The organism is Chryseobacterium sp. GTID13 (genome assembly GCF_056172655.1).
Genome location: NZ_JAOCMB010000005.1, coordinates 1145072 through 1163645, shown reverse-complemented (window position 1 = coordinate 1163645; position 18574 = coordinate 1145072). Strand labels below are relative to the sequence as shown.

The 18574-nt window shown below is 39.2% G+C and carries 13 protein-coding genes and 1 pseudogene; 11 read left to right on the top strand and 3 right to left on the bottom strand.

The genetic code is table 11. From position 1 onward, the window contains the following. Positions 1-11: 11 nt before the first annotated feature. A complete protein-coding gene (locus N4G44_RS11755) occupies positions 12-1169 on the top strand; it encodes an aldose epimerase family protein (RefSeq protein ID WP_474927029.1) in 1158 nt (385 codons plus the stop codon). Positions 1170-1172: 3 nt separating this feature from the next. Next, positions 1173-2900, top strand: a complete 1728-nt coding sequence (locus N4G44_RS11750) for a sodium:solute symporter family transporter (protein ID WP_474927026.1) — start codon at positions 1173-1175, stop codon at positions 2898-2900. A gap of 356 nt (positions 2901-3256) precedes the next feature. Here N4G44_RS11750 and N4G44_RS11745 read toward each other — a convergent pair whose 3' ends face one another. Continuing rightward, positions 3257-4981, bottom strand: coding sequence for an RICIN domain-containing protein (locus N4G44_RS11745; protein WP_474927024.1), 1725 nt, complete (start codon positions 4979-4981; stop codon positions 3257-3259). A 632-nt stretch (positions 4982-5613) separates the two neighbouring features. Further along, positions 5614-6299 (bottom strand): annotated as a pseudogene (locus N4G44_RS11740) (NUDIX hydrolase). 513 nt (positions 6300-6812) lie between these two features. Between N4G44_RS11740 and N4G44_RS11735 the strand changes: the two are divergent. Genes N4G44_RS11735 through N4G44_RS11705 form a run of 7 tightly spaced genes read left to right on the top strand, consistent with a single transcriptional unit; the run spans position 6813 to position 16775 of the window. Beyond that, a complete protein-coding gene (locus N4G44_RS11735) occupies positions 6813-9188 on the top strand; it encodes a beta-L-arabinofuranosidase domain-containing protein (protein ID WP_474927021.1) in 2376 nt (791 codons plus the stop codon). A gap of 33 nt (positions 9189-9221) precedes the next feature. Beyond that, positions 9222-10670 carry a sialate O-acetylesterase gene (locus N4G44_RS11730; RefSeq protein ID WP_474927019.1) on the top strand — a complete coding sequence of 483 codons (1449 nt, stop codon included), beginning with the start codon at positions 9222-9224 and terminating at the stop codon, positions 10668-10670. Beyond that, complete coding sequence (locus N4G44_RS11725) at positions 10577-11125, top strand: hypothetical protein (protein WP_474927017.1); 549 nt, start codon at positions 10577-10579, stop codon at positions 11123-11125. Before N4G44_RS11730 ends, N4G44_RS11725 begins: the two co-directional genes overlap by 94 nt. A gap of 27 nt (positions 11126-11152) precedes the next feature. After that, on the top strand, positions 11153-12598 hold the full coding sequence (locus N4G44_RS11720; RefSeq protein WP_474927016.1) for an MFS transporter: 1446 nt from the start codon (positions 11153-11155) through the stop codon (positions 12596-12598). A gap of 10 nt (positions 12599-12608) precedes the next feature. Further along, positions 12609-13718 carry an endo-1,4-beta-xylanase gene (locus tag N4G44_RS11715; RefSeq protein WP_474927013.1) on the top strand — a complete coding sequence of 370 codons (1110 nt, stop codon included), beginning with the start codon at positions 12609-12611 and terminating at the stop codon, positions 13716-13718. 21 nt (positions 13719-13739) lie between these two features. Next, a complete protein-coding gene (locus tag N4G44_RS11710) occupies positions 13740-14714 on the top strand; it encodes a glycoside hydrolase family 43 protein (RefSeq protein ID WP_474927010.1) in 975 nt (324 codons plus the stop codon). Between the two features lie 27 nt (positions 14715-14741). Beyond that, positions 14742-16775: an alpha-glucuronidase gene (locus N4G44_RS11705; protein WP_474927007.1), complete on the top strand. Its 2034-nt coding sequence runs from the start codon at positions 14742-14744 to the stop codon at positions 16773-16775. A gap of 123 nt (positions 16776-16898) precedes the next feature. Here the strand turns inward: N4G44_RS11705 and N4G44_RS11700 are convergent, their stop codons facing one another. After that, positions 16899-17495: a hypothetical protein gene (locus N4G44_RS11700; RefSeq protein WP_474927005.1), complete on the bottom strand. Its 597-nt coding sequence runs from the start codon at positions 17493-17495 to the stop codon at positions 16899-16901. A 156-nt stretch (positions 17496-17651) separates the two neighbouring features. Between N4G44_RS11700 and N4G44_RS11695 the strand changes: the two genes are divergently transcribed. Further along, entirely contained in the window at positions 17652-17948 is a 297-nt protein-coding gene (locus N4G44_RS11695; protein WP_474927003.1) for a cupin domain-containing protein, read from the top strand. 118 nt (positions 17949-18066) lie between these two features. Further along, positions 18067-18522 (top strand): helix-turn-helix domain-containing protein, encoded by a 456-nt coding sequence (locus N4G44_RS11690; protein ID WP_474927001.1) that lies wholly within the window; start codon positions 18067-18069, stop codon positions 18520-18522. Positions 18523-18574 lie beyond the last annotated feature (52 nt).

Here is an 18574-nt window from a genome sequence, read left to right as displayed (position 1 = left end):
TGTAAATAATTATGAAAAAAGCAACATATAATAGCATTTTTATTTTATTATTTTTAATTATTTTCGGCTGCAGAAAAGAAAATAACAAACAGGATATTTCAGGAAAAATGGAGAATGTGCATACTTCAGACTATGGAGTGACGCCAAAAGGCGATTCTATTAAAAAATACACGCTGACCAATAAAAACGGGATGAAAGTTGAGGTCATCAACTTCGGAGGAATTATCACTTCTTTAACCGCTCCGGACAGGAACGGGAAATATGAGGATGTAGTCCTTGGCTTTACAAAACCAGAAGGGTATTTCGATGGCAATCCTTATTATTTCGGGGCATTGATCGGAAGATATGGAAATAGAATTTCCAAAGCAAAATTCTCACTGGAAGGTAAAGCATACGAAATCGATAAAAATGATGGACCCAACAGCCTTCACGGAGGAAAAGAAGGATTTCACACCAGATTCTGGAATATTGAAGAGGTAAAGGATGCAAAATTTCCGACATTGAAATTGTCTTATACCAGCGCAGATGGTGAAGAAGGATATCCGGGAAAACTGACAACAACCGTTTTCTACACCCTTACAGACGACAATGCTTTGGAAATTTCCTATGAGGCAGAAACCGATAAACCTACCGTGGTGAATCTTACCCAGCATTCTTATTTTAACCTGTCCGGGAATTTTACTAAAACGATTACCGATCATGAACTACAGATTAATGCAGATCATTTTCTTCCGGTGAACGAAACCTTAATTCCTATGGGGGAACAGAAAGCCGTAAAAGGAACTCCTTTTGATTTCACAGTTTCAAAACCGATCGGAAAAGAGATCAGTGCAGATGATGATCAGCTGAAAAAAGGAAAAGGGTATGACCACAACTGGATCCTGAATGGAAAAGGTCTGAGAAGTATTGCCAAAGTGTATCACCAGGGAACAGGAAGACTGATGGAAGTCTTCACAGATGAACCCGGTGTGCAGTTTTATTCCGGAAATTTTCTTGATGGAAAGTTTGATACCAAAACCGGCGGTAAAAATGAATTCAGAACAGGATTTTGCTTAGAGACCCAGCATTTCCCGGATTCACCGAATCAGCCTTCTTTTCCTTCCACAGAACTGAAGCCCGGACAGAAATACCACTCGAAAACCATCTATAAATTCTCCGTAAAAAAATAAACTATGGGAAAATTAGCAACTATTGATATCATCATATTCCTGATCTATTTCGTAGTGGTAGCTTCCTACGGACTATGGATCTATAAAAAGAAAAAATCTGAATCTACAGGAAGCAAAGATTATTTCCTTGCGGAAGGATCTTTAACCTGGTGGGCAATTGGAGCCAGCTTAATCGCTTCCAATATTTCTGCTGAACAGTTTATCGGGATGAGCGGTGAAGGTTTCTTTGTCGGAATCGCTGTTGCCGCTTACGAATGGATTGCTGCCCTTGCGCTGATTATTATTGCGGTCTGGTTTATTCCAATCTATCTTAAAAATAAGATCTATACCATGCCCCAGTTTCTGGAGAGAAGGTATAACAAATCTGTTTCATTGATCATGGCAGTCTTCTGGCTGTTTCTGTATGTTATTGTGAATCTTACTTCCATTCTTTACCTTGGTGCTCTTGCCATTGATACTTTACTGGGAGGTGAACATCTTCACGGCATTATGATCGGTCTTTTGCTTATGGCTCTTCTGATAGGCCTAGGCGGTATGAAAGTGATTGGATATACAGACGTTATACAGGTGGCTGTCCTAATTATTGGAGGTTTTGCAACGGTGTATATGGCGTTGCAGATTGTAGACCAGAGAATCAACGGAGCGGCTGTAGGAAATGCTCTGGCAGGATTTAATACCCTGATCAATGAGGCTCCACAGCACTTTAAGCTGATTCTTCAAAAACCTACAACTACTACCACTACTTTGGCAATGCCTCAAAACCTTGATGTACAGAAGTATGTCGTGTTACCAGGCTTGGCCATGTATTTTGCCGGTCAGTGGATTGTTAACCTGAACTATTGGGGCTGTAATCAGTACATCACCCAGAGAGCTTTGGGGGCGGACCTGAAAACGGCAAGAACAGGAATTCTGTTTGCAGGTTTCCTGAAATTATTCATGCCTGTCATCGTAATGCTTCCGGGAATCGCTGCTTATGTTTTATATTCCAAAGGACATCTTCCGGGTTTCAACGGAGTGAAAGACGGCGCATACTCTGCAATATTAGGATTCTTACCAGTAGGATTGAAAGGATTGGCCATTGCCGCTTTGACCGCAGCAATTGTAGCTTCACTGGCAGGAAAAGTAAACAGTATTTCAACCATTTTTACGCTGGATATCTATAAAAAATACCTTAAAACAGACGCCACTGAAATCCAGATGGTGAGAACAGGCCGCTGGGTCATTATTATTGCGATGATGGCTGCATTAGCCTTTACCTGGACAGATGTATTAGGAATTGGTGGTGAAGGCGGTTTCACATTCATCCAGAAATATACCGGATTTATCAGCCCTGGAGTTTTTGCCATGTTCCTTTTGGGAATGTTCTGGAAAAGAACTACAGGTACGGCCGCTCTGGTAGGGGTTATTTTAGGCTTTGTCCTTGCCATTTTCTTCAACAGCTTTGCCGTGGGAATTTTTGGGAAAGAAACATGGATGTATACCGCATTCACTTATGAAAAACTGGAGAACGGGGTAGTGCATACCATTACCGAGATTCCTTTCCTGATCAATATGGGATGGTCATTCTTTATCACGATAATTGCCATGATCCTGATCAGTCTTGCTGGTCCGAAAATTAATCCTAAAGCTTTTGCCATTGATGCTACGATGTTTAAAGTAGATAACAGAACTTTGGTATTGATTGTGATGACACTACTTTTACTAACTGCCTTGTATGTAAGGTTCTGGTAAAAGTGAATGGTCAATATTGAATTCGTTTCACTTGTCAATTTTTAAAATTCACCATTGACTTGCGAAGCAAATTGACTTTTCACAGAAGAAATAAATGTAATATATGACAAAAAGTGAATAGTCAATAGTGAATTCGTTTCACTTGTCAATTTTAAAAAATTCACCATTGACTTGCGAAGCAAATTGACTTTTCACGTAAGAAATAAATGGAGTATATGACAAAAAGTGAATGGTCAATAGTGAATTCGTTTCACTGTCAATTTTAAAAAATTCACCATTGGCTTGCGAAGCAAATTGACCTTTCACATACAATAAAAAAACAGGATGCTTAAAAAGCATCCTGTTTTTTTATTGTATCAATTCATCCCAATATATTTGAACTTGAACAACTGGCAGGATGTACCGTAGTAATCCCAAAGGTGTAAGTTTGAATTACCATCCATGGTACAGTTAGGAATATCCCAGCCACGTGTAGGATCCACCTTGGATAGTATTTTGTAATAACCATTGGAAACAGCGACTACCTGCCAGCTCTGTGCATCATTACCATAGTTCTGCCAAAGCCTGATCAAGGTTCCCAGTGTATTGCTGTTGCTGGATAAATCAATGCATCGGTTGGATGCGCTTGCTTTAGATACAAAACGCCAGTAACCATTGCCGGCGTCAATAGCAACCCAGCGCTGTGCAGAAGCGCCATTTCTTGTCCATGGTCTTAACATGGCACCATTTGCATCCTCTCCGGATTTCAGATCAAGTACTTTATTGGCATCGGTTTGAAACTCGATTTCGTAAATACCATTGTTGACCAGGCTGCTGTTTGTATTACAGTTTCCAACAGGATAATTGGAGGATGCATATTGCTGGAACCATTGTTTAACTGGCGCGGCGCAGGCTTCCCAATCGTTGTTGTAGGCTGTTCCTGCATTAGGATCGCCTTTGTGAAGGAGATTATCCGGAGCAAGAACATTCCAGCTTACATTGCCTGACTGATCCACGATGTATTTTAAATTGGCGCCAAATCCGCTTCCGCCTGCCGTACCGGTATTACCAATGCCGAAAGTACCATATCCTTGTGGAGCCCAGTCGGTTTCTGTAATAGCAATCGGTGCAATGTCAGCAATGGGTTTAACATTGATATTCCATGCATTCTGAAAGGATTGATAGTTGGTGACACCACCCCAATATCCAGGGTAGATGTGAACAGCATAACCAATATTACCACCGGTGATCTGGTTATTGACATAGCCTTGATAATGTGATTGCCAGCCTGTACCCGGTATCCAGCAAACATTATTAGCCCCGTTGTTGCGAATGATATTAACCAATGGCTGGAAGAAGTTTTTAAGGGCTGCAAAGTGCTCATTCCCCGTTGATCCCCATGTGCCGTTTGTCCCCAGAATCTCAACAGGTTCGTTGGCTAATTCGAACATTACATTGTCAGCATTCTTTAGGCTCGGATGTTGCGACAAATAGGTCCATACGGTTTTAAGATAGCTATGATAGGCATCGTTCACAGCAATACGGCTCGGACATACACCGGGAGGACGTAGGATAACATACATTCCCAGGCTTCGGGCATGGTTGATCAGTGGGATTATCACCTGATCTGTGTAAGTAACCAGACGGTTATAATTGAATCTTGAGATATCATTCTCAGGAATAGCCGGTCCCGGATCATTGGTCCAATACGGATCGATGTGAAGGCGGATATAATTGAGATACCAGCCATCGGCAGCGCTGCTGAGCTTGTTCATAACAGCTTTATTATAGTTCAGAGCACCCTGTACATTATAATTATCCCAGGTACAGTAGCCGGAATTAGCACCATATTGACAGCCATTGAACCAGGGGCTGGGAGTTATGGCCACACCATGTAAGACAACGTTATTGTCACAGGGATCTTTAAGGTACCTGCCTCCAACATGCAGCATTGGTGTTGCTGCCAATGCTCTTGCGCTGGCGTTGGCACTTAGGTTTTGTTCAGATTCTTCTTGTAAAAATTTTTCTTCCATCCGGGAGCAGCTTGAAAGGATGATTAACAGAAGAGAGGCTAAAAGCAGCCACATTTTGTTTGTTCTCATAATTTATATATTTAAAGATTGGGTTTTTAATTATCAATATCTCATTCCTTACCCTGTACAGGAGTATTGGGCAGATAGTAAAACTTCTAATTTTATTGAGGTTGAATTTGAATGAGGACTGATGTTAAATGTTTCTATTAAACCTACTTAGCTGCCCGGTCTCCCAGTTCTTTACTTCATTCTTCAACATTGGTTTGGTTAGGACAATGGAACTATTTTCATTCGGTTTTGAGATTTGAAAATCTTTTTCTGGGTTCCTTATGTGTTTAAGTAGGTTTATGGAAATTTAATTTATTATAAATATGGTTATTAGTTTTTTATAAAAATAAATATAATATTAAATATAAATCAATATTTTATTAAAAATTAACAAAAAATTACATATCATAAATGTGTAATGTGTCCATGTAATTATAATGCTTTGTGTGGTAGAAGAAAAGAAAAAACCTTATCATAAATTTTTATTACAATAGTTCTGAAAAAGACAAAATAACTGTTTGGTTTGCTTAAAATTTTCGATAAGAACATAAAAAAATCTCACAAAAGTGAGATCTTAAGAGTATGCCGAATTTTTTAAATTACAAATTGTTAATTTTTACAAAGTCTTTCTAAAATTATATAGGTTCTCTATATTAGATTTTAAACATAAATCCCTGCGAGATTTTTTTGTTATATTTTTTTCGTCAAAGCGGTAGAGGAAAGATCCTTTTCTGGACGAGGTCATATCCTTTTTGTTGGTATTCACAAGGATATCCATACTGTTGATCTTGCTGGTAAAATTCCGCTTGTCAAATTTTTCATCAAAAATAGCTTCATAAAGATTCTGAAGATCCTTCATTGTGAATTTTTCAGGCAAAAGCTCAAACCCGATAGGTCCCGTGGAAGCTCTTCTCCTCAGCCTGGCTACAGCATCCTTTACCATTTCATTATGATCGAAAATAAGGTCAGGCGCTTTCTGTAGTTCAACCCATTTTGCACTGTACTGCTCATTGATCTGAATACCTTTCTCAATATTGATCAGTGCGTAATAGGAAATAGACATGATTCTGGCTGTTGGCTCACGGTTAATTTCCGTGTAGCACTTCAGCTGTTCAAGATAAATGTTTTCAAGACCTGTCAATGTACATAGAACCCTGTTAGCTGCCTCATCAGAGGTTTCCTCACTGCCAACGAAACCACCCATCAGTGACCATTCGCCCATCTGCGGTTCAAAATTTCTTTTTACAAGAAGTATTTTTAGATTTTCGCCATCAAAACCGAAAATAATACAGTCAACGGCAACAAGGTGTTTGGGATATTGGGAGTAATCCTCAGTCATCTTTTATATTTTACTACAAAGGTAAAGCTTTTATAGATACGATATTATATAAATGTAATTTTCACACTTTTAAATAAGGATGATTTTTTTCATTAAAATTATTCCTAAAGGATATTTTGGGAGGTAAAACCTTCATCAAAACCGGAAAATATCACTAAAATCAGGTTAATCATACATGAATTGAATGTTAAAATTGTGTTAAAATTAAAATGAGAATTGATAATAATTAAGAAAAGAGACTTAACGTTAAAAATACGATAAGGTATTTGCTATATCGTTGAAATTTTTACCATAACATATCCTGAATTCATTTTCATAGGGAATAGTATGATTTTAATGTTTTGTTTCTCTGTCAATTGATTATCTTATTTTTTATGATAAGGTAGTTTGTTTTTTGTTATTTTTAGGGCTTTGTAGAAAGTTTTAAATGAAAAAATAAGTCAAATAGACTCAGGAAATGTTTCGTATATTGATTCTTTCTATTATTTTAGAAATGTTGAATTAACATTTATAATGACCCCGAAACTTTCAGTTATTTTATTGTGTTTTGCTTCATTTGCCTCAGCTCAGGTGAAGGAGAAAATCCATTATTTCCCTTTGGAAACTGTCAGATTATCACAGAGCATTTTCAGTAAAGCTATGGCGGCAGACCATAAGTACCTGATGGCCCTGGAACCGGATAGATTATTGGCTCCTTATCTTAAAGAAGCCAGATTGAAACCAAAAGCAGATAATTATCCCAATTGGGAAAATACAGGGTTGGACGGCCACATAGGAGGACACTATATTTCCGCATTATCCCTGATGTATGCTTCGACAGGAGATAAAGCAATACAACAGAGAATTGATTATATGATCAGTGAACTGGAACGCTGCCAGAATGCCTCTCCGGACGGATATATTTCAGGAATTCCTGATGGAAAAAAGATCTGGAAAGAAATAAAGCAAGGTAACATTCGCGCTTCAGGCTTCGGTTTAAATGACAGGTGGGTACCTTTATATAATATTCATAAACTGTACTCAGGATTACGCGATGCCTATTGGTGTGCAAAAAGCGAAAAAGCAAAAACAATGCTTATAAGGCTTACAGATTGGATGGCGAATGAAGTATCAGGCCTTTCTGATGAACAGATACAGGATATGCTGCGCAGTGAACATGGAGGGCTTAATGAAGTTTTTGCAGATGTGTATGAGATCACTCATGACCGGAAATATCTGAAACTGGCTCATCGTTTTTCCCATCAGGCTATCCTTACACCGCTTTTATCAGGAGAAGATAAGCTTACAGGACTTCATGCCAATACACAGATTCCAAAAGTCATCGGCTACAAACGGATTGCCGATCTTGAAAATAATACATCCTGGAATAATGCCGCTGATTTTTTCTGGCATAACGTTACCGGGAAAAGATCTTCAGTTATTGGAGGTAATAGTGTTAGTGAACATTTTAACCCTGTCAATGATTTCAGCAGCATGATAAAAAGTATTGAAGGTCCGGAAACCTGCAATACTTATAATATGTTGAAGCTGACCAAAGCGCTTTATGCAACGTTGCCTGAATCTTACTACATCGATTATTACGAAAAAGCATTATACAATCATATCCTTTCCACGGAAAATCATGATCAGGGAGGTTTCGTGTACTTTACACCAATGCGTCCCGGGCACTACCGTGTATATTCACAGCCTCAGACCAGCTTCTGGTGCTGTGTAGGATCCGGAATGGAAAACCATGCCAAATATGGGGAAATGATTTACGCCCGGTCGGATAAGGATTTATATGTAAACCTGTTTATCCCTTCCACGCTGACATGGAAACAGCAAAAAATAGTGCTCCGTCAGGTCAATAACTTCCCGGAAATTCCTGAAACAACATTGATCTTTGATGCTGCAGGGAAGTCAGAGTTTGATTTAAAATTAAGATGCCCGGAATGGACCACACCTTCAGAAGTACAAATTCTGATCAATGGAAAACAGGAAAAAGTACAGCGTGGTTCTGACGGCTATTTTACCCTGACTAAAAAATGGAAAAAAGGAGATGTCGTAAAAATGATTCTACCGATGCATCTTTCTGCAGAACAGCTGCCTGACCATTCCAACTATTATGCATTTAAATACGGGCCTGTAGTGCTTGCCGCAAAATATGGAACCGAAAACCAACAGGGACTTCTTGCTGATGATAGCAGAGGCGGCCATATTGCTCACGGTCCGCAGATCCCTTTAAACGAAATTCCAGTTATCCTTGGGAGTTCCTCCGAGGTTGTCAATCATGTTAAGCCTTCCAACAATGGACCGCTCAACTTTGCCGTTACAGGGCTTTATCCGTCTGAAAAATTCGAAAAAGGCTTAAGTCTTGTGCCATTTTACAGTATTCAGGCAGAAAGATACATCCTGTACTGGCCGCAAGCTGACAAAAACGGGATAGAAAATACATTAAAACAAAGGGCAAAAGAAGAAGCTGAAACCAGAAAGCTGGATATGATTACCGCAGATAAAATTCAGCTAGGTGAACAGCAACCGGAATCCGATCATTTTATAGAAAGCAAAGACTCCGGTACAGGATATATGGAAGACCGTCATTTCCGTGATGCCAAAGGCTGGTTCAGTTACCAGATGAAAAATAACGGAAAAAATGCTTCATACCTTTACCTGCTCTATTTTGATGCCAATAACAGCCGTACGTTGAATATTGAGATCAACGGTAAAAAAATTATTGCTCAAAATCTGGAAGGAAAGTCCGGAAGTTCACCTCAATATCTGGTTGTTCCGATTCCGGATTCAGAAAAGAATAAAGAAACTCTTACGGTGAAATTTCTGGCAGAAGAAAAATTGATGACTGCTAAAGTCATTGAATTGCGTTTACTGACAGATGATTACGAAAAGAAATAAAGCTGAACCAATTTTTAAAAACAGATTTTTCCCATGAAAAACAGAATCCTATACGTATTATTTTTTCTTGCAGCCATTTGCAGTTTTGATGCAAAAGTAATGCTGCCTGCTTTGGTTTCAGATGGAATGATTCTTCAGAGAAATCAGGATCTGAAGATCTGGGGATATGCAGATGCAGGAGAAAAAATTACGGTTAATTTTATCAATAAAGCTTATCATACAACAGCTGACCAAAATGGAAATTGGTCTCTTATGCTTCCAAAGCTTAATGCCGGTGGCCCATATACCATGACCATTAATGAGATCACTCTTAAAGATATTCTTATTGGCGATGTGTGGGTAGCTTCAGGACAATCCAATATGGAACTTCCAATGCGCAGGCTGACGCCTTTGTATGAAAGTGAAATTAAAAACGCCAATAATCAGAATATAAGATTCTTCACGGTTCCGCAGAAATACAATTTTAAAGCTCCTCAAAATGATCTTGACGGCGGGAAGTGGGAAAGTACCAATCCTCAGACTATTCTTGATTTTTCAGGAGTTGCCTATTTTTTTGCTAAAGAACTGAATGAAAAAAACAAAGTCCCTGTAGGAATCATTCATACCAGTCTGGGAGGCTCCCCGGTTCAGGCCTGGATGGATGAAAAATCACTGAAAAAATATCCGGAATATCTGGCTGAAGCAGAAAAATGGAAAAACGATGATTTGATACAATCTACAGAGTCCCAGGAAAGATCATTAAGCAAAGCGTGGTATGCAGAGCTGGATCAGAGTGATATTGGGTTCAATCAGCACTGGGAAAAAGATAACGGAAATGATGCCGGATGGAAAACCATAATGCTGCCTGGATCATGGGAAGATCAGGAAGGTCCGTTTGACGGTTCGGTATGGTTCCGTAAAGAAATTATCCTACCAAAAGGAGCAGATCAGAAAACAGCATTTCTTAATCTGGGAAGAATAAAAGATGCTGATGTTACTTACATCAACGGAATAAAAGTAGGAAATGTAACCTACGAATACCCGCCTCGCTGGTATGACATTCCGAAAGGTGTTTTAAAAGAAGGAAAGAATATCATTACGGTAAGAGTCATCAATGGCAGCGGAAAAGGACAGTTTATCGCTGATAAACCGTATTATCTGGAAATTGACGGACAAAAAACAGACCTTAAAGGCGAGTGGAAATATAAAATAGGAGCAAAAATGGAAAAAATGGCTCCCGGACAAACATTTATCCGCTGGAAACCGGTCGGACTTTACAATGCGATGATTAACCCGCTGATCAATTATAAAATCAAAGGATTTATCTGGTACCAGGGTGAAAGTAATACCGGGAAACCAAAAGAATACGGAGATTTGCTTTCAACAATGATCTCAGACTGGCGTTCAAAATGGAACAAAAAAGATATGCCATTCCTGATTGTACAGCTGGCCAATTTCATGGAAAAAAAGATGAACCGATTGAAAGCAACTGGGCTGAGCTGAGAGAGCAGCAGAGACAGGTTTCTCTGAATGTTCCCTATTCAGGACTTGTGGTAACGATAGATGTGGGAGAATGGAATGACATTCATCCCTTAAATAAAAAAACAGTGGGTGACAGACTTGCTTTACAGGCCCTGAAAATCGGGGAAGGCAAAAAAATCATAGCCGACGGACCCATTTATCAGTCGATGAAAACAGAAGGAAATACCATTATCATATCCTTTAAACCCGGAACAGATGATCTGGTACAGGGAAGCCTGACAGGTTTTGCCATACAGCAGAAAGACGGCAGCTATCAGTGGGCAAAAGCAGAAGCAAAAGGAAATAAAGTGATGGTATGGAATGATCAGGTCACAAGCCCTGTCAATGTACGCTACGACTGGGCAGACAACCCAGATGGAAATCTTAAAAATAAAAGTGGGCTTCCTGCTTCACCTTTTACAACAGAAAAAAATTAATTTAACATAGAAAACCTATTAAAATCAATGGATAATCAGCCACAAAAAATATCGGTAGTAGAAAAAGTAGGGTACAGCCTGGGAGATCTGGCGGCCAACCTTGTTTTTCAGACCTTAGTGACCTACCTTACTTATTTTTATACAGATATTTACGGACTCAAAGCTGAAGATGCTTCTGTCATTACCCTTACCGTAGGTTTAATTGCCGGGTTCGGTTTTAATCCACTTATCGGAGCGCTGGCAGACCGTACAAGTTCACGATGGGGGAAATTCCGTCCATGGATTCTATTTACTGCTGTACCGCTTGGTATTGCAGCACTATTAGCCTTCAGTACGCCTCACTTTTCATATCAGGGTAAAATGATCTATGCTGCGGTTACCTATTCATTATTATTGTTATTATATGCTTCCAATAATCTGCCGTATGCTGCTCTGAGCGGTGTTATCACGGGAGATATGGGAGAAAGAAACAGTATTTCTTCGTACCGTTTTGTTGCCGTGATGTTTGCACAGTTCTTTGTACAGGTATTTATGCTTCCTATCATTTTATATGTAGGACATGGAGACAAGGCACAGGGAATTGAGACTGTTATGACCTGGCTGGCTGTGATCGGATCTGTAATGCTTTTGATTACCTTTTTTACGACCAAAGAAAGAATCATTCCCAAGCCGGAGCAGAAATCAAGTCTGAAAGAAGATTTAAAAGATTTATTCCAGAACAGACCCTGGATTATTATGCTTACCGTGACCGCATTTATATTTATCACACTGGCCATGAAAGGAGGATCGTATGTATACTATTTCAACAACTATGTGGATGAAAATGCACTCAAAAGTTTTATTTCGCCAATTACAGCATTTTTTAATTCTGCAGGGATGAATTTCTTTGGGGAAGATCCAAAGTCTGCAGGTTTTGGATTATTTAATGCAGGAGGAATTGTGATGATGATTGTCGGAATTACGTTCTCAAAAAAACTGGCAGACCGGTTTGGAAAACGGGACACTTTTATCGCGTCATTATTCATTTCTACATTATTCATCCTCGCTTTTATATTTTATCCTCCAAAAGCAGTGGGAATCATGTTTTTATCACAGATTCTTCATGGATTCTTTTACGGGATCAGCACTCCGCTTTTGTGGGCTATGATTGCTGATGTAGCCGATTATTCGGAATGGAAAAACAACCGAAGGGCAACAGCTATTATCTTTTCTGCCATGATGGTAGGATTGAAAGTGGGTCTCAGTATAGGAAGCTCTCTGGTAGCTTTGATTATAGGAAAATACGGATACATTTCTGTACACGGAAGCGAGCAGGTTATTCAGCCTGAAACAGTAGCAGCAGGAGCCAAAATGCTCGTGAGCATATTCCCGTCCATACCGTTTTTCATTGCGTGCGGACTGCTTTTATTCTACAAAATCAATAAAAAAATGGAAGTTCAGATTGAAAAAGATCTGGCTGAAAGAAGAAAATAAAACGATTACTATGAAACGTATTTTAATTGGTTTGGCGGCTCTTACCGCTTCCGGGCTGTCGGCGCAGAAATCTGACAGTACTTTAAAAAAAGCATTTCAGGATAAATTCTATATCGGGACTGCTATGAGTCTTCCTCAGATTGACGGAACAGATCAGAAAGCTGCAGCGATTATCAAAAAACAATTCAGCTCTATTGTTGCTGAAAATTGCATGAAATCGATGTTCCTGCAACCTCAGGAAGGAAAGTTCTTCTTTGATGACGCTGATAAATTTGTTGATTTCGGGATGAAAAACAATATGTTTATCATCGGACATACGTTAATCTGGCATTCCCAGCTTCCAAAATGGTTTTTTACAGACAGCAACGGAAAGGATGTTTCTCCGGAAGTATTGAAACAGCGCATGAAAAACCACATTACAACCGTAGTTTCCCGCTACAAAGGAAAAGTAAAAGGTTGGGATGTGGTCAATGAGGCCATTCTTGAAGACGGATCCTACAGAAAAAGTAAATTTTACGAAATCCTGGGGGAAGATTTTATTCCTTTGGCATTTCAGTATGCACAGGAAGCCGATCCCAATGCAGAATTATATTACAACGATTATAATGAATGGTATCCGGAAAAGGTAAAAACCGTTGTTAAAATGGTTGAAAAACTTAAATCAAGAGGAATCCGTATTGATGGAGTAGGAATGCAGGCCCACGTCGGAATGGATATCCCTTCCATAGATGAATATGAAAAAGCAATTCTGGCGTATTCCAATGCCGGAGTTAAGGTCAATATTACAGAACTTGAAATCAGTGCGCTGCCTTCTCCATGGGGAAGTTCTGCCAATGTTTCAGATACTGTTGCCTATCAGAAAGAAATGAATCCTTACACCAAAGGACTTCCCAAAGAAGTAGAAATGAAATGGGAAAAGCGTTACCTTGATTTCTTTGGTTTGTTCTTACAACATAAGGATAAAATAAGAAGAGTAACCTTATGGGGCGTTACCGATAAGCAGTCCTGGAAAAATGATTTCCCGGTGAAGGGGAGAACAGATTACCCGTTACTGTTTGACAGGAAAGATCAGGAAAAACCTGTAGTACAAAAAATAATAAAGCTGGCAGAGAAAAATTAAAATCAATAGAATTTTTACTTAATGAAAAAATCAAAATATTTATTCCCGGAAGATTATATGGCAGACCCTTCCGTTCACGTTTTTGAAGATAAAATCTATATCTATCCTTCTCATGATCGCGAAAGTGGAATTGAAGAAAACGATAACGGAGATCATTTCGACATGAATGATTACCATGTTTTCTCCATGGATGATGTAGACGGCGGAGAAATTAAAGATCATGGCGTAGTCCTTTCGGTAAAAGATATTCCATGGGCGGGAAGACAGCTTTGGGATTGTGATGTTGCTTTCAAAGACGGGAAGTATTATATGTACTTTCCTTTGAAGGATCAGAATGATATCTTCAGAATCGGGGTTGCTGTGAGTGACAAACCTTACGGACCTTTCATTCCTGAAAAGCATCCGATGATGGGAAGCTACAGCATCGATCCCTGCATTTTTGAAGATAAAGGAAAATATTTTATGTACTTTGGAGGAATCTGGGGCGGGCAATTGCAGCGCTACAGAGATAATAAAGCACTTGAATCTGCTGTGATTCCCGAAAATAATGAACCTGCAATCCACTCAAAGGTAGCTTTGTTAAGCGATGATATGCTTCAACTTGCGGAAGCTCCTAAAGATGTTGTCATCATTGATGAAAACGGAAAGCCACTGCTTCATGGGGATAAACACCGCTTTTTTGAAGCATCATGGATGCATCATTACAACGGTAAATATTATTTTTCTTATTCTACAGGAGACACCCACCTGATTTGCTATGCAACCGGGGATAATCCATACGGACCGTTTACTTTTCAGGGTGAAATTCTTACTCCGGTAGTAGGATGGACAACTCATCACAGCATCGTTGAGTTTAAAGGAAAATGGTATCTGTTTTTCCATGATTCTGTTCCGAGTGGCGGTAAAACATGGCTGAGGAGTATGAAAGTAATTGAACTGGAATACGACCATGAAGGCAAAATCAAGACGATTGAAGGTCTGGAAGACCAGTCATAGTCATCATTAATAACTTAAAACTTTTCAATGCGATATCTTAGACTCTACATTTTATTTTTTCTGATCATTCCGTTACTGGTTTTCGCGGAGGACGGAAGTCGGCTGTGGCTTCGGTTTCCTGCAAAAAATGGAATATCGGCAGATAAAATTATTTCCAAAGGCAGCAGCCCGACCCTGAATATTGCCAGAAAAGAGCTGGGCAGCCACTGGCAGGGACAGGCGGTGGAACTTCGTACAGAAAACAAAGACAAAAATCTGAAAGACGGGTACAGGATTGTTTCAACGCCTGAAAAAATCGTTATTTCCGCAGGCAAAGAAATAGGATTGTTGTACGGAGTCTATCATATCTTACGATTGCAGCAGACAAAGGCAGATCTGTCTCATTTAAATACTGTTGAAAAACCATCATATGATGTAAGAGTTCTTGACCATTGGGACAACCTGGATGGAAGTATTGAAAGAGGATATGCCGGAAGATCACTTTGGAAATGGGAAGATTTACCCGGGAAAGTTTCTCCGCGCTACCAAGAATATGCAAGAGCCAATGCTTCTGTAGGAATCAATTCCGTTGTTTTGAATAATGTGAATGCATCGCCCAATATGCTTAGGGAAGACTATCTTAAGAAAGTAAAGGTTCTGGCCGATATTTTCAGACCTTATGGCATTAAGGTATATCTTTCCGTCAATTTTTCTTCACCTAAAGTGCTGGGCGGATTACAAAATTCAGATCCATTGAATAAAGACGTACAAAAGTGGTGGAAAGATAAAGCAGCTGAAATTTACAAGCTGATTCCTGATTTCGGCGGATTTTTGGTGAAGGCCAATTCAGAAGGGCAACCAGGTCCTCAGGATTACGGAAGAACCCATGCAGACGGAGCCAATATGATGGCTGATGCCCTGAAACCTTACAACGGAATCGTCATGTGGAGAGCCTTTGTCTACAGTCCTAGCAAAGACGACAGAGCTAAACAGGCTTATCTGGAATTTGTTCCTTTGGATGGTAAATTCAGGGATAATGTGATTATTCAGATTAAAAATGGTCCCGTTGATTTTCAACCGCGTGAAGCTTTTAATCCTCTTTTCGGAGCTTTAAGAAAAACTTCCGAAATGGTAGAATTTCAGATCACCCAGGAATATCTGGGCTTTTCAAATCATCTCGTTTTTCTGGCTCCTTTATTCAAGGAAACACTGGATAGTGACACCTATTCTGACGGCCAGGGCTCCACGATTGCTAAAATAACAGACGGTACTTTAAGACCTGCAAAATTGACAGCCATTTCAGCTGTTGCCAATATCGGGGAGGATACCAACTGGACGGGACATCATTTTGCTCAGGCCAACTGGTATGCATTCGGGAGATTAGCATGGAATTATCAGCTGAGTTCAGAGCAGATTGCCGATGAATGGATTAAAATGACCTTTACAGATGATCAGAACTTCCTGAATCCGGTAAAAGAAATAATGCTTTCTTCAAGGGAAACTGCTGTGGATTATATGATGCCATTAGGATTACACCATATCTTTGCGGGAGGACATCATTACGGTCCTGAACCGTGGGGCGATTATAAAGGCGGAAGACCGGACTGGTCACCTGTTTATTACCATCAGGCTGATGCTAAAGGGTTAGGTTTTGACAGGACAAAAACAGGAAGTAATGCGGTTTCACAGTATTTTCCACCGCTTAATGAAAAGTACGGGAACATCTCAACCTGCCCGGAAAATCTTATCCTGTGGTTTCATCATGTTCCGTGGGATTATACAATGAAAGACGGAAAAACTCTGTGGGATGAGCTGTGCTATACGTATGATTCCGGGGTGAAAAAGGTAAGGAATTATCAGAAAATATGGGATAGAATGGAACCTTATATAGATAAGCAAAGGTTTGCAGATGTTCAGTCAAAGCTCAAAATTCAGTCAAAAGATGCGGTATGGTGGAAAGATGCCTGCCTGCTGTATTTCCAGATTTTTTCCAAAAAGCCGATTCCGTATGATATAGAACGTCCTGTTTACGAACTGGAAGATCTGAAGAAGATTAAACTGAACATGGGCCATCACAATTAAAAAATGAGACAGCTCTTTTTCCGTGATTAAAAAAGAAGAGCTGCCTCATAAAAGAAACTGTACGTGAAAAATTTTATTCCGTATAATCCGGAATGGGTATATAATTAGTCTGAAAATGCGAATTTATTTAAGAGAAATTATTTTATTAAAAACATTTCCTTTTTCTTCAACACGGATGATATATTGATCTGCTGTTTTTGGGTCCAGATCAAAAGTAAGATCCACTTTGCCGTCAGCGTATTCTTTGTTCGATGTATAATAGGTTGTATTGGAAAGATCATATACTGAAATGCTTACAGGCCCTTTTACATCAGACATACGCAGCTTTGCCATATGCCCGGAAACGGAATATTCAGGCTTGTTGACAGCGCTTACTGGTGTTTTTTCCACCTCTATTTCATTTTCGTCAGTGACTTTTATTCTGTATTTTTCTATTTTCACTTCCGATTCTGCTACCAGGTAATAGGTTCCCGGCTCAAAATTCTGAAGGTCATAGGTTTTCGTTACATGGTCCCCATCGGCAAGATTTTCGGAAAATAACTCATCATGGGCACTGTTGTAAACAAAAACAGATACACTTCTGGCATTTGAAAGCTCAAAGCTTAAAGTTTTGGCTTGTACGTTTCCAAAGGAAAGGGAAAAATCTCTGTCCTTACTCATTACATTTGCTGAGAACAATAAGGCTCCTGCAAAAAATACGGCTTTTAATAATGTGCTCATGGGTGAAGGCTTTTAGAATTATTATTGCAAAGCTAGGGCAGCCATACTTCTCAGGCTATAATTAAATTTTCATATTCATGTACTATATTAACTTTGTTTGCTGTTATTACTGTATTATTTGTTAATTTTGGATATGAAATTGTTTTATTTTGGTTTATGAAACATATTAACCCCTCTTTTGAAGCGATCAGGCCAACCATAGGAAGCAGTTTTACCAGCCTGAAATTTCTCACCAATGAGAATATAAAATCACATGTCTGGCATTACCATCCCGAGGTTGAATTGATTTTTGTGTGCAAAGGTTCCGGGAAAAGGCAGATCGGAAGCAGTATCTCTTATTTCTCAGAGGGAGATCTTGTGCTGATTGGAAGCAATCTTCCGCACTGCGGACTGACAAATGAAAGTACGCATAATGAGTACGAAATGGTGATTCAGTTTAAACCCGATTTTTAGGAGAACCTATCTGGGATCTACCGGAAATGCAAAGGATTTCTGCTCTGCTGGAAAAGTCAAAAGCAGGAATCGTATTTGGAGAAGAGGTTAAGAAAAAATCGGAAAAGAGATTACTGAGATGCATGAAGCTTCCTCACTGGATAAGTTGTGCAGATTTCTGAAAATATTGGATGAACTGTCTGTTACCCAGGACTACAGGATCTTAAATGCAGGAAAATATTACCTTCAGACGCAGGTTGAAGACAATGAAAGAATCAATCTTATATTCAATTACGTGAAAGACCATTTCAAGGAAGCCATTACCCTTGAAGAGATGGCTGATCTTGCCAATATGAAAGTACCGTCTTTTTGCCGTTATTTCAAAAAAATTACCAATAAAACCTTTACTCAGTTTGTTAATGAGTACAGAATTACCCATGCCCTCAAGCTTCTGGCAGAGCAGCCTTTGAGTATTACAGAAGTCTGTTTTGAGTCAGGGTTCAATAACTTCAGCTATTTTAACAGGACTTTTAAAGAATATATCCAAAAAAGCCCATCTCAGTACAGGAAAGAATTCAATTATTTTATGGAGTAATTTTATGGAAATCTGAAAATTAAAATCAGGATTATGATTTATCAAAATATAA